The 12,554-nt window shown below is 54.8% G+C and carries 8 protein-coding genes, 4 tRNA genes, 1 riboswitch and 1 other annotated feature; of the genes, 4 read left to right on the forward strand and 8 right to left on the reverse strand.

Going from position 1 to position 12,554, the window contains the following annotated elements; all coding sequences use genetic code 11:
• Positions 1-65: 65 nt before the first annotated feature.
• Together EKM95_RS06350 and leuS are read right to left on the reverse strand one after the other, a co-directional pair.
• Positions 66-1,700 (reverse strand): putative polysaccharide biosynthesis protein, encoded by a 1,635-nt coding sequence (locus tag EKM95_RS06350; RefSeq protein ID WP_125697006.1) that lies wholly within the window; start codon positions 1,698-1,700, stop codon positions 66-68.
• A 556-nt stretch (positions 1,701-2,256) separates the two neighbouring features.
• Positions 2,257-4,668 (reverse strand): leucine--tRNA ligase, encoded by a 2,412-nt coding sequence (leuS, locus tag EKM95_RS06355; RefSeq protein ID WP_125697007.1) that lies wholly within the window; start codon positions 4,666-4,668, stop codon positions 2,257-2,259.
• Positions 4,669-4,735: 67 nt separating this feature from the next.
• Positions 4,736-4,935, reverse strand: a binding site (T-box leader).
• Between the two features lie 471 nt (positions 4,936-5,406).
• On the opposite strand from leuS, the gene EKM95_RS06360 reads away from it, so the two are divergent.
• The 3 genes from EKM95_RS06360 to EKM95_RS06370 all read left to right on the forward strand — a co-directional run bounded on the left by EKM95_RS06360 (position 5,407) and on the right by EKM95_RS06370 (position 8,265).
• Entirely contained in the window at positions 5,407-5,799 is a 393-nt protein-coding gene (locus EKM95_RS06360; RefSeq protein WP_225423205.1) for a hypothetical protein, read from the forward strand.
• A 148-nt stretch (positions 5,800-5,947) separates the two neighbouring features.
• The gene (locus EKM95_RS06365) at positions 5,948-6,670 is read left to right on the forward strand and encodes a phosphatase PAP2 family protein (RefSeq protein WP_164510112.1); all 723 of its coding nucleotides are present in this window, start codon (positions 5,948-5,950) and stop codon (positions 6,668-6,670) included.
• Between the two features lie 215 nt (positions 6,671-6,885).
• Positions 6,886-8,265 (forward strand): Nramp family divalent metal transporter, encoded by a 1,380-nt coding sequence (locus EKM95_RS06370; RefSeq protein WP_125697010.1) that lies wholly within the window; start codon positions 6,886-6,888, stop codon positions 8,263-8,265.
• A 161-nt stretch (positions 8,266-8,426) separates the two neighbouring features.
• On the opposite strand, the gene EKM95_RS06375 is transcribed toward EKM95_RS06370, so the two are convergent.
• Positions 8,427-9,917, reverse strand: a complete 1,491-nt coding sequence (locus EKM95_RS06375) for an MDR family MFS transporter (protein ID WP_125697011.1) — start codon at positions 9,915-9,917, stop codon at positions 8,427-8,429.
• Positions 9,918-9,999: 82 nt separating this feature from the next.
• On the reverse strand, positions 10,000-11,184 hold the full coding sequence (gene metK / locus EKM95_RS06380) for a methionine adenosyltransferase (protein ID WP_125697012.1): 1,185 nt from the start codon (positions 11,182-11,184) through the stop codon (positions 10,000-10,002).
• A riboswitch (SMK box riboswitch) is annotated at positions 11,182-11,263 on the reverse strand. Its footprint overlaps the gene before it by 3 nt.
• A 94-nt stretch (positions 11,264-11,357) precedes the next feature.
• Between metK and EKM95_RS06385 the strand changes: the two genes are divergently transcribed.
• Positions 11,358-12,020 carry a hypothetical protein gene (locus tag EKM95_RS06385; RefSeq protein ID WP_125697013.1) on the forward strand — a complete coding sequence of 221 codons (663 nt, stop codon included), beginning with the start codon at positions 11,358-11,360 and terminating at the stop codon, positions 12,018-12,020.
• Between the two features lie 123 nt (positions 12,021-12,143).
• Here the strand turns inward: EKM95_RS06385 and EKM95_RS06390 are convergent.
• The 4 genes from EKM95_RS06390 to EKM95_RS06405 all read right to left on the reverse strand — a co-directional run bounded on the left by EKM95_RS06390 (position 12,144) and on the right by EKM95_RS06405 (position 12,472).
• Positions 12,144-12,216, reverse strand: a tRNA-Val gene (locus tag EKM95_RS06390).
• Between the two features lie 6 nt (positions 12,217-12,222).
• Positions 12,223-12,294 (reverse strand) — tRNA-Glu (locus tag EKM95_RS06395).
• Positions 12,295-12,306: 12 nt separating this feature from the next.
• Positions 12,307-12,395, reverse strand: a tRNA-Ser gene (locus EKM95_RS06400).
• 4 nt (positions 12,396-12,399) lie between these two features.
• A tRNA-Asn gene (locus EKM95_RS06405) sits at positions 12,400-12,472 on the reverse strand.
• Positions 12,473-12,554 lie beyond the last annotated feature (82 nt).

Consider the following 12,554-nt stretch of genomic DNA (forward strand, 5'->3'; position numbering starts at 1 on the left):
CAAAGAAAAACATGGCGGCCTCAACGCCATTGCGCAGGACCGCCTGACTCGTGCATGATTCTTGATCAGCTGATATGCAACCGGCGCCGCAATCCCGCCACGCGCTCGCCGATGACCAGATCCGCCAGTCGTGTTTTCAAAACGGCATAGCCATAGATCGCAACACCAACCGGCAGCGCGATAATGATCGTGATCATCGACGCAACAGCCGATGCCGGATTCAGCAAGTGGCTCATGCCAAAAACGATCAGCCAGACCACCACCGCCATCACCGCGGAAAACAGGAAAATCCCGGCGGTGCGGCGCAGCGTCTGATGGAAACGATAGTGGTAACGGCCGCGCAGCGAGTGCAACATAAGCACGCAGGAGACCAGCATCCCCGCCATGCTTGCCAGCGTTGGCCCGTACACGCTGAACCAGTAGATGAATGGCATCTGGGTCAGGAGTTTGACGCCCATACCGATCAACATTTCCAAGATCGCGAGTTTGTTGTGGAAAAGCCCCTGCAAGATCGTGGCCAGAATGCTGAATAACCCCAGCAACACCGCCAGCACCGAGGCAATCGCCAGCATCTTAATGCCCAGACTGTCGTAGCCATAGAACACGACGTACAGCGGTTGGGCGATCGCAATCATCCCCATCGCCGCAGGAATCATCACGATGAAAAACAGTTGGAGAATGTTGGTAATCTGATCGGAGACATTTTTCATCTCGCCGCGTGTTTTCGCCGCTGACAAAAGTGGCAAAGCGGTCACGGCCATGGCCACCGCCAAGCTGACGATGATCATGATCAGCTTATTGGCATTCCCCGCAAACAGGGCGTAGATCTCATCGAGCTGGTGGGTCGTAGTCTGATAGAAGCGCATCATCATCGGATTGAACGTATATTGATCGATGATGTAGTAGATATTGATAGCCGAGTCCATGATGATGAACGGAATCGCCTGGTGGACAATATCAAGCAAGATACGTTTGATGGGCACGTTCAGCGAATCGACACTGTTCTCGATCAATTCGGTGAATTTATGGCGTTGGCCGAAGAAATAGATCACCAGGATCGCCAGTCCAAACAAGGCACCGACGAAAGCCGCAAACGTGGACTGGGTCACCGCTGCGACATAATCGCCGCTGCCCAGGCGCATGATTGAAAAGGTCATCAACAACATGTACGCCACCCGGGCCAACTGTTCGATGAACTGGCTGATCGCGCTCGGCGCCATTTCGTTGTAGCCTTGGAAAAAACCGCGCATGATCGACAGCGGCGGAATCAAAAGCAGCGGCCAGGCCAGCGACCGAAAGACGGCGGTCAACGCGGGATCGTGCAACGCAAGCACCGGCGCCAGCAGCCACATCAGCGCACAAGACACGACGCCCATCCCCGTCATCGCGATCGCACCGTATTTGAAGATGCGCAGGCCAGTTCGGTACTCCCCCATCGCGTTGTAGTGCGAGACCTGTTTTGAGATCGCCCCAGGCACGCCGGCCGTCGAGATCAAGAGGAAAACACTGTAGATCTGGTAGCCTTTCGTAAATAACGCATTGGCCGTCAAAAAAGCGGCCCCTAGCCAAATGCGCCAGGGCACGACATAAATTGCGCCTAAGATGCGTGAAAAAATACTGCCGGCCGTCATCCAGGCCGACCCGCGAAGCATTTTATCGTGGTCAGATGTCTGTTGTGGCTCGGCCTGTTGTTTGTCCATCCTTATACCCCGTTCAGTCTAATTAATTCTATTTTAATAGAAGACCCGCGCCACTTCAATCAACCTCGGAATTCTTCAGATTATGATAAGGAATTTGTGGCGGGTGTGTAGCCGAGTGGTTTGGGGTGGGCAGGTAGTTTGGCCTGGGCGTTTGATGGCGTACTTGGCCATCGGGCGATCAGACCAACTACATGACCCGCCCCTGCTCGGCGGAACCCAACTAAGGGTGCGGCGCGGGGCGCTTAGAGGCGGACGGCTAGGTCCATCAGGCGCGTGAGGCGCTCTTTGCCTCGGGTGACTGATGGCCTAAATGCGCCGCCTCTGCCCCCGCGAAGCCCAACTGAAGCGTGTGGAGGCCCGCGGGATGGTGGGGCAACTAGCTGGCTCGGGTGCTTGAGGCGTCCTTCGCCTCGGGTGCACGAGCCAGCTAGATGTCCCCACCATGCAGGCTGGAACCCGACTATTTCCCGGGTGATACAATCCCAAGTTGTGGTCCCCGCCACCAGTCCGCGAAAAAGGACCCGAGACAATATTGCCCAGGGTCCTTTGATCGCGCTTATTTCACAACGATATTGACGAGCTTGTGCGGCACAACGATCTCTTTGACGATCGTCTTGCCTTCCAAAAACTTCTGAACATTTTCCAGCTCACGGGCAGCCGCCTTGATCGCGTCCGGCTCGGTGCCTTCTTCGACCGGCATTTGGCCGCGCAGCTTGCCGTTGACCTGAACGACCATGTTGAAGGTGCTGGTCTGCATCGCCTTTTCATCAAAGGTCGGCCATGGCTCGTATGACAAGGAGCCCTCATGACCCAGAATCTGCCAGAGCTCTTCCATCAGATGTGGGGCGATCGGCGCCAGCAGCTTCACGAAGCCTTCGACATACTCATACGGCAGATCATCGACCTTATGCGCCTCGTTGATGAAGACCATCATCTGCGAAATGGCGGTGTTGAAATGCAGGGCATCAAAGTCCTCGGTGACCTTCTTGACCGTTTCGTTGTAGACCTTGTCGAGCTTGTGGTCGTTGATCGTGGTGATGTGGTCGCGCATTTTCCCACTGTCATCCACAAAGGTCAAATAGACGCGGTCCAGAAACTTGCGCGCGCCGGCCAGCCCGGTCGTGCTCCACGCGATGCCGGCATCCAGCGGTCCCATGAACATTTCGTACAGGCGCAGCGTATCGGCCCCGTATTCGTTCACCACATCATCTGGATTGACGACGTTGCCCTTGGATTTACTCATCTTTTCGTGGTTATCGCCCAAGATCATGCCTTGGTTGAAAAGACGCTGGAAGGGCTCCTTGTTTGGAATCGCGCCGATGTCATACAGAAAAAGATTCCAGAAGCGCGCATACAGCAGATGCAAGACCGCATGTTCTGCACCGCCGATGTACAGGTCGACCGGCATCCACTCCTTGAGCTTGTCATAGTCGGCTAGCGCTTCCTTATTATGCGGATCCACGAACCGCAGGAAATACCAAGAGGAACCGGCCCATTGCGGCATCGTGTTCGTCTCGCGCTTGCCCTTGCGCCCATTTTCGTCGACGACATTGACCCAGTCGTCCAAGTTGGCCAGTGGCGATTCGCCGGTGCCGCTTGGTTTGATGTCCGCCTCTTCCGTCAGCATCAACGGCAACTCGTCTTCAGGCACCAGTGTGGTCTCGCCGTCTTCCCAATGAATGACGGGAATCGGTTCGCCCCAGTACCGCTGGCGGGAAAAGACCCAGTCGCGGAGCTTGTAGTTCACCTTTTTGTCGCCGATCTTTTTGTCTTCGAGCCACTGAATCATGGTGTCGATGGCATCTTGCTTATTTTTCCCATCCAAAAAGCCGGAATTGATATGCAGGCCGTCACCGGTGTAGGCTTCCTGTGCTACGTCGCCGCCTTCAATGACCGGGCGAATCGGCAAGTCGAACGCCTTGGCAAAATCGTAGTCGCGCTGGTCATGGGCCGGCACGGACATGATGGCACCGGTGCCGTATGTGGCCAGCACATAATCGGAGATCCAGATCGGCAGGGCCTCGCCGTTGACCGGGTTCGTTGCATAGGCCCCAGTCCACACGCCGGTCTTGTCTTTGTTCAGATCGGTGCGCTCAAGGTCGGACTTGCTGGCGATCTCCTTCTTATATGCCGCAACGGCCGCTTGTTGCGCCGGCGTTGTGATCTGGGCGACCAACTCGTGTTCAGGCGCCATCACCACATAGGTCGCGCCAAATAATGTATCCGGACGCGTCGTGAACACATCGAACGTCTTATCGGAATCCGCCACATGAAACGCGATCTGGGCGCCAACAGAGCGGCCGATCCAGTTGCGCTGCATCTGCTTGATGTTTTCAGGCCAATCGAGCTTGTCGAGGTCTTCCAGCAAGCGGTCCGCATACGCCGTGATTTTCAGGACCCACTGGCGCATCGGCTTGCGAATGACTGGAAAGCCCCCGCGCTCGGTTTTGCCATCGATCACTTCTTCGTTTGCGACCACGGTGCCAAGATCCGGACTCCAGTTGACCGGAATCTCCGCTTCATACGCGAGCCCCTTCTTGTACATCTGCTCGAAGATCCACTGGGTCCATTTATAATAGGAAGGATCTGTGGTCGCGAGTTCGCGGTTCCAGTCGTAGGAAAAACCAAGCGAATTGATCTGCCGCTTGAATGTCTCGATATTTTTCTTGGTGAATTCACGCGGGTTGTGGCCGGTGTTGAGGGCATACTGCTCCGCGGGCAGACCAAAGGCATCCCAGCCCATTGGGTGAAGCACGTTGTAGCCCTGTGCGCGCTTCATGCGAGCGACGATATCCGTGGCTGTGTAGCCTTCCGGATGGCCAACATGCAAGCCTTGGCCAGATGGATATGGGAACATGTCCAGCGCATAGTAATTCTTCTTTTTTGGATCCGTGGTGGTATTGAAGGTATGATTCTCCGCCCAATACTTCTGCCACTTTTTCTCGACCGTTTTGTGATCGTAAGCCATGAGTGCCTCCTCGGGACAAGTTGTCTATCAGGTTTTTTCTTCAAGCAAGCAAAAAGCCGCCCTAAATCATTAGGACGGCTTTAGCCGCGGTACCACCTAAGTTCTGCAAATGCAGCGCTCGACTGGATAACGGCCAGGGCCGGCCACGGTTACTGAATTCACCGCGGCGCTTGAAGGTCAGTTCACGAAGCGCGTCGCCAAGCTCACATCAGCCGCTTGGTTTCTGCTTTCCGGCACAATCGCTACTCGTCCTTCACTCGCTTGATATTGACTTGATAATAGCAAAGTTTCGCCGGTGTGACAAGCACTTGTCAACGCGATGATTTACGTGGTGCAACGTATTCTGGTCTATGATATAGTAAAGCTCAAAAGCGACGCGAAAAGGGTTTCACTCGTCAGAATGTTATTTTTTAAACGAGAGAAAGGGTTGATTAATGTGGGCGAAAAAACGGGTAAGCGCAATCATTTTTTAATGTTGCTTTAATTGTTGTTACCATCATTGCTATTTATTACCTGATCTACCAGCTCATCTTTTATGTCCCGGGCAACGTTCTTCCTATACCAATCTCGTTGTTGACCGCACTGCTTGTCTTTATTCTTATCAGACGGCTGTTTAGAGAGCGGCTTGCGGAGATTCGCAACTATCGAATCAGAACATTCTTTCCTCCTGTCTTTGCACTTCTACTAGTTGCTTTATTGGATACCGCCTTCTATATTGGTTACCGAGTCGCAAATCCCGTGGCGATCTTTGACCGACAGCCGTTGATTGCGCGGTATTACGAGAAGAACACACTTGTGAAGACGCAGTACATCAAGGTCTTTATCGATGAATGGCGGATGTCCGAGTATGATTCAAAAAAGAAGATGTTAGAAAAGCAGACGTTTGGCACAACGCCATTGATCAATTTCACTCAGAACTTTGCTTTTCAAGTCAACAAGACGCCCAATCTTCTCCGAGTATTTTCCGGGAAATTACCACACGGCCTCCTGCTGGTCCGCTATCCGCTCCCAACAACAAAAAAATATTTCATATTGGGAGATTTTCAAAAGAATGGCAACAAATGGCGTAGCACGGTCCTAGAGGATGGCGGCTCAGACATCACGAGCGTCACTTTTGAGCGGGCAAAATAAGCGCGTCCAACAGCCACCTGAACGCAAACACATAGTAAGGCATCGCAAAGACACTGACGGAAATCGAACAGCCGTCAGTGTTTTTTGCACTTCACACCGCTGGCTCCCGCAATGTATGCTACACTACACCTCAATAAGGAGCATTAAGATGAAAAAACGTCCCGTGTATCCATTGATCATTGCGGCCCTCAGTGGTCTTGTCTTCCTCATTCTCCTGGTTGGTGTCACCACCGGGCAAGCGTTCATCGCCGCCATCGACAAACCGGTGATCGCCGTCCTCACCGCACACCGCCCGGCCTGGCTCACTGCACTGTTGATTGGCTTCACCACCCTCGGCGAGCCTGTCAGCATCGTCATTCTCGGCCTGATTCTCGCCGCGGTCCTTTATTACCTGCGCAAAAAGCGCTACGCCGTGTTCGCCTTCATCAGCATCGTTCTCTTGAGTGGTGGCAATAGCCTGGTCAAACACCTTGTGCGGCGGCCGCGGCCATTTGTCGCGGATCCCGCGATCACGCCGCTCGTGCACATCGGCGGGTACAGTTTTCCCTCCGGTCACGCCAGCGGTACCATGCTGTTTTGGGGCACCGTGATCTTATTGGTGTGGTCGCTGATGGCCCCGACCTGGGCGAAGTGGACGTTCACCAGCCTGAGCCTAGTGATGATCATTTTTACAGATATTTCGCGTATTTATGTGCAAGTCCACTACCCCACCGATGTCTTGGCCGGCGCAAGCGGGGCCTTGGCCGGGCTGATGCTGATCTGGTGGCTGATGTGGCCGTGGCTGACCGCCGTGACTCCGACCGGCTGGCATTTACGCCGCCCAGCGGACCAGCGCTTCAGCGACGGCCCTTACCGCCAACTCGACGAATAAGTCCCTCTGAAAAATTTTGTGACGCCGACCGCCACATTGCGGTTCATTAATGGAAAGATAAATTTAAGCAACCCTAGAATTTTGGTTGAAAACGGTCTAGTCAGTGGTATAGTTTAAAAGGAAACTGGGAGTATTCCGAATACCCCCGTTTTGTTATGTACTGGACCTAGGGGCCCGGGCTGAATTTCTAACTCCATAGGGAAGAGGTCTTTATCATGCGCAATGAGCCACCGAAAAAGAACCACGAACACGTGATCCATTATGCCACCGAGGAAGGCAAGAGCCTCGATGAGGTCAATGGCAGTATCAAAGTGCCAGAGCACGCCGGTTTTTGGAAAACACTTGTCGCCTACACTGGCCCCGGCATCCTGATTGCCGTCGGGTACATGGATCCCGGTAATTGGATCACGTCCATCGCTGGGGGCGCACAGTTCCAATATAAATTGCTGGCTGTGGTCCTGATCTCCAGTCTGATTGCGATGCTCCTGCAGGCGATGGCCGCCAAGCTCGGCATCGTCACCGGCAAGGACCTCGCGCAACTCACGCGCGAACACACTGGCAAAGTCTCCGGTTTCATCCTCTGGGTGATCGCCGAGCTTGCGATCATGGCAACAGATGTCGCCGAGATCATTGGCTCGGCCATCGCCTTGGAGCTGCTTTTCCACATTCCACTCGTGGTCGGGATCTTGATCACCGCGCTGGATGTGTTGCTGTTGCTGCTCTTGATGCGGTTAGGGTTCCGCAAGATCGAGGCGATCGTCGCCACCCTGGTCGCCGTCATCCTGCTGGTTTTCGCGTATGAAGTCTTCTTGGCCAGCCCAAGTCTGACGGGCATCTTGAACGGCTACCTGCCAACCGCCGCGATCGTCGAAAATCATGGCATGCTTTACCTGTCCTTGGGGATCGTCGGCGCGACGGTCATGCCCCATGACCTGTACCTCGGCAGCTCCATTTCCCAGACCCGCGAACTTGACCGGAGCGATCCAGCAAATATCAGAAAAGCGATTCGTTTTTCCACAATCGATTCAAATATTCAGCTGTTCATCGCGTTCATCGTCAACTCGCTGCTTCTGATCTTAGGGGCCGCCCTGTTCTACGGCACGAATTCCGACCTCGGCCGGTTCGTGGACCTGTTCAACGCCTTGTCAGACAGCAAGATCGTCGGCGCGATCGCCAGCCCTGTTTTATCCATGCTGTTCGCCGTTGCCCTGCTCTCATCCGGGCAAAGTTCGACGATCACAGGCACCCTGTCCGGCCAGATCATCATGGAGGGCTTCATTCGCCTCCATGTGCCGCTGTGGGTCCAGCGCGTGGTCACCCGTGTGCTGTCCGTGACGCCAGTCCTGATCTTCGCCATCATCTACAAAGGTAATGAGGCGAAGATCGAAGGCTTGCTCACCTTCTCGCAAGTGTTCCTCTCGATTGCCTTACCATTTGCAATTATCCCGCTGGTGATTTTCTCCTCCAGCAAAAAGCTGATGGGTGAATTTGCCGCCCATCGCTGGGTGAAAATCTGCTCCTGGGTCGCCACCATCGTCCTCATTGTCCTGAACGTCTATCTGCTGCTGCAGACGGTCGGCATCATTCCGGGATAAGGACGCGATCAACTGAAAGAAGGCTAAGCATGACGGCTTCGGAGAAGGTGCTCCGAAACGTCGGTGCTTAGCCTTTTTGCTTCGCGAAAAACAGTCAAGGCGCAGAGGCAACGTACTGTCTCTGCGCCTCTTTGCTGTCTGTGGGCCACCGTGTCAGGCAGTCAATCGTTGCTCAGTGTCGCCTCATCGACCGCCCGGTTTGCCCGCGTTCGGTCGAACTGGTTGATGATCAGCGCAAGCGCGACGATCACGACGGAGAAGAAGTAAATATTATGCAAGCCTTCATACAAAATCTGGTGTAAGGTCGGCAATAATTTTGCTGGTAGCTCCCCTGCTGTTTGCGAATTGATCAGCTTGTCGAGCATCCCGCTGGTCACATTTTTGTGCGCCGCCACGCCTTTCGCGAGATGGAGGTTGATGACGACACCGTAAACGGAAACCATCAGCGTCTGCCCGAGCGTGCGGGACAGCGTGTTGAAACTGGTGGCCGTCCCCACTTCATCCGGCTCGACGACCGCCTGCGCACGCACAGTGGTGGTCGTGATCACGATCCCGAAGCCAAACCCGAGGAACCCGGCAATGATCAGGAAGCCCCAGTATGGCGTTGCTTGTGGCACCAGCGCAAGGGCCAGCGCCCCGGCCAGCAGATCGACCAACGCGACCGTCAGCACCGTGCGAATTTTCAGCTTGGTCATCATCCGGCCCGCGACGAACGAGCCAACCACCCACATGACCGAGCTTGGCGTGATGGAAAAGCCGCCCAGCGTTGCCCCGAGGCCGAGAATGCCCTGCATCCACATCGGCATGTACGCCTCAAAGCCGATCACGAACCCGGAGATCAACGCGGCGATCGCATTGGCGATGACAAACGGCTTGTTTTTGAAAAAATGGAGCGAAATGATCGGGTCCTCCGCCTGTTTTTCCGCCCGGATGAACTGCCACAAGGTGAACCCAGCCACCACCAGCGCGGCGGCGAGCCACAAGAGCCCATTGGTACCGGCCAGCGCCTGAAACCCGAGCATCAGCGCCAGCAAGGTCGTCATCAGCCAAACCGCGCCGCGCAGATCGATCGGCGCCTTGCTGTGCTGCGGCGTTTCGACCAAGTAGAACCACACTAGCGCCAGCGTGAACAGGCCGATTGGGACATTGATGATGAAGATCCAGTGCCAGGACAGCTGATCGACGATGAAGCCGCCCAACAGCGGTGCCACGACCGATGCGATGCCCCAGGCAGATCCGTTGAAGCCCAGCACCTTCGCGCGTTTTTCAAAGGGATAGATGTCCGCGATAATGGTGAACGTCACCGGCATGATGGCGCCGGCGCCGATGCCCTGAATCGCGCGGAACACGATGAGCACCGGCATCGACTGGCTCAGACCGGACAAGAGCGAGCCGATCACGAAGATCACGAGTCCCAGCATGAAAACGGGTTTGCGGCCGATGCGGTCGGAGAATTTGCCATAGATCGGCGTCGCCATCGCATTGGTCAGCAGATAAACGGAATAGACCCAATTCATCAACTTGACCCCGTGCAGGCTCCCCACGATCGTCGGCATCGCGGTGGAGACGATCGTACCTTCGATTGCCGTCATGAACGTGGCAATGAAGATTGCGACGGTCACCACCGCGACATTTGTGTGCTTTTTGGTCATAATGATCCTTTCTCGTGCAAAATTCATAAAAATAGACGGTCCTCTGCCGGTGTTATCCAGCAAAGGCCGCCTCTTTTCTCGTCTAATCTAAATACTTGGCCAGCGCCTCGACTTTATCGAGATGCTCCCATGGTAGATCGACATCTGTACGTCCGAAATGCCCATACGCCGCAGTCTGTTTGAAAATTGGCCGGCGCAGGTCTAACATTTGAATGATTCCAGCCGGCCGCAAGTCAAAGTTATCGCGAATCGCCTGGGTGATCTTTTCTTCCGAGATCTTGTTGGTATCAAAGCAGTTGACTGAGATCGACACAGGCTTCGCCACGCCGATCGCATACGCCAGCTGGACTTCGAGCTTGTCAGCAAGGCCGGCCGCCACAACGTTTTTGGCAATGTAGCGCGCCGCATAACTCGCGGAGCGGTCCACCTTCGTCGCATCCTTACCAGAAAAGGCGCCGCCGCCATGCCGGGCAAAGCCGCCATACGTATCGACGATGATCTTGCGACCCGTCAGCCCGGAATCGGCTTGCGGCCCACCAAGAACAAAACGGCCAGTCGGATTCACATAGATCTTCGTCTGCGCATCCAGCAGTTCGGCCGGAATCACTTGGCGGATGACCTGCTCTTCGACATCCTTGCGAATCTGGGCCAATGTCACGTCTGGGTCATGTTGGGTGGAGATCACGACCGTATCAACGCGCAACGGTTTTTCGTGTTCATCGTACTCAACAGTGACCTGTGATTTTGCGTCAGGACGCAGGTAACGGATCGTCCCATCCTTACGCAACATCGCGATGCGGCGCATCAATTGGTGGGCCAAGCTGATTGGCAAGGGCATCAATTCCGGTGTCTCATTGATCGCATAGCCAAACATCATGCCTTGATCCCCGGCCCCGATCTTGTCCAGCGGATCTGATTCACCTTCACGCGCTTCATAGGAGTCATCGACCCCTTGCGCGATATCAGGCGATTGCTCGTCGAGTGCCGTGAGCACGCCGACGCTATCCGGATCGAACCCGGATTCTTTCGTGTAGCCGATTGTGCGAATGGTGTCGCGGACCACTTTTTGGATGTCCACATACGCGGTGGTCGAGATCTCGCCGACCACCAGCACCAGCCCAGTCGTCACAGTCGTTTCGCAGGCGACCCGCGCATTTGGGTCCTCTGCGAGCATCGCATCCAAAATCGCGTCGCTGATCTGGTCAGCAATCTTATCCGGATGGCCTTCGGAGACAGACTCCGAAGTAAATAAATGACGTTCCTGCATTCTTATTTCCCCCTTAATTGTCGGTTACAAGGCATCTCCACGCAAGCGTGGATCCCATCGGGAATTCTTTGCAACTGTCTTATTCTATCACAGATCATCATTCTTCTCGAAGGTATTTTCCAATCCCCGCCGTCTTTGGTAACATAGAGCTTGTACGCGAAAGGATCTTATCGATGAAAAACAATGGTCTACTCGCTGGCGTGCTGTTCTTTGCCCAAGCGACCCTCTTTCCGATTCTCAATAGCGGCCTGCCGCTCACCCAGTTTTCTTGGCGGTTAGCGGCGCTGGTCGCCATGGCCCTGGCGTTGAGCTTTACCCAATCCGCCTTTTTCCCGCGGGCCATGCTGATCGCAGCGGCAGTGCTCGGCCTCCTCGGTTGCATCGGACAGTGGCAACTTTTGCCACTGGTGATCACGCAGCTCGGTTTTTCCTTGCTGCTGAACTTTCAACAACTTAATGTGCGCGTTCAGCTGTCCGGCTGGTTTATCCAAGTGATCTTCCTCCAGTTGCTGCTGACGATTGCAGTGGTCCAAGTCCTGCCTGCCGCATTTTTGACCGGTCTACTGCTGGACATAGCCCTCTTGACCCTACCCGCTCTTTTGACACTCTGGGCGGACCGGCTGCCAGGCTGGAGCGATGTGGTCCTACTGGTCGCAATGGCTGGCGGCGGGTTTCTGCTTCAGCGCCTGACCCTCGTCACCGCTGCCGCATTATTGATTCTGACCGCGTTGCTGAATCCGCGCATTGCAAAAAAGGCAAGCAGCCACCCCGCTTTATATGCAGCACTCGCAACGATCCAGGGACTATTGATGACATTGACCCGGCTGCATGGTTGACCGTGCGCTCTGATTGATCTAGACCGACATCTACTGTTACCGTGATGCCGGTTTTTTTATTCTGGCAAAACAAAAAGCGCCAACGACCATTGACTGATCGTTGACGCTTTTGTCTTGTCATGATGGAGGATACAGGGCTCGAACCTGTGACCCTCTGCTTGTAGGGCAGACGCTCTCCCAACTGAGCTAATCCTCCATGAAGTGACCCGTACGGGATTTGAACCCATGTTACCGCCGTGAAAGGGCGGTGTCTTAACCACTTGACCAACGGGCCGTTCAAGAAAAACGGAGAGTAAGGGATTCGAACCCTTGATACGGGAAAACCCGTATACATGGTTTCCAACCATGCTCCTTCAGCCTCTCGGACAACTCTCCATGACTCCGGTTGTCAGGCTCGAACTGACGACAACCTGATTAACAGTCAGGTGCTCTACCAACTGAGCTAAACCGGAATAAAGCGCGGCGGCTTCCTACCCTCGCAGGCAGTTACCCACCAACTACTCTCGGCGTAGAGAAGCTTAACTTCTGTGTTCG

This window comes from Lacticaseibacillus yichunensis (assembly GCF_003946405.1).
In the GTDB taxonomy this organism is placed as follows: domain Bacteria; phylum Bacillota; class Bacilli; order Lactobacillales; family Lactobacillaceae; genus Lacticaseibacillus; species Lacticaseibacillus yichunensis.

Coding starts and splice junctions, on each gene's coding strand:
- EKM95_RS06385 (WP_125697013.1), top strand. CDS start 11,358: ATGAAAAACAATGGTCTACTCGCTGGCGTGCTGTTCTTTGCCCAAGCG.
- EKM95_RS06370 (WP_125697010.1), top strand. CDS start 6,886: ATGCGCAATGAGCCACCGAAAAAGAACCACGAACACGTGATCCATTAT.
- metK (WP_125697012.1), bottom strand. CDS start 11,184: ATGCAGGAACGTCATTTATTTACTTCGGAGTCTGTCTCCGAAGGCCAT.
- EKM95_RS06365 (WP_164510112.1), top strand. CDS start 5,948: ATGAAAAAACGTCCCGTGTATCCATTGATCATTGCGGCCCTCAGTGGT.
- EKM95_RS06375 (WP_125697011.1), bottom strand. CDS start 9,917: ATGACCAAAAAGCACACAAATGTCGCGGTGGTGACCGTCGCAATCTTC.
- EKM95_RS06350 (WP_125697006.1), bottom strand. CDS start 1,700: ATGGACAAACAACAGGCCGAGCCACAACAGACATCTGACCACGATAAA.
- leuS (WP_125697007.1), bottom strand. CDS start 4,668: ATGGCTTACGATCACAAAACGGTCGAGAAAAAGTGGCAGAAGTATTGG.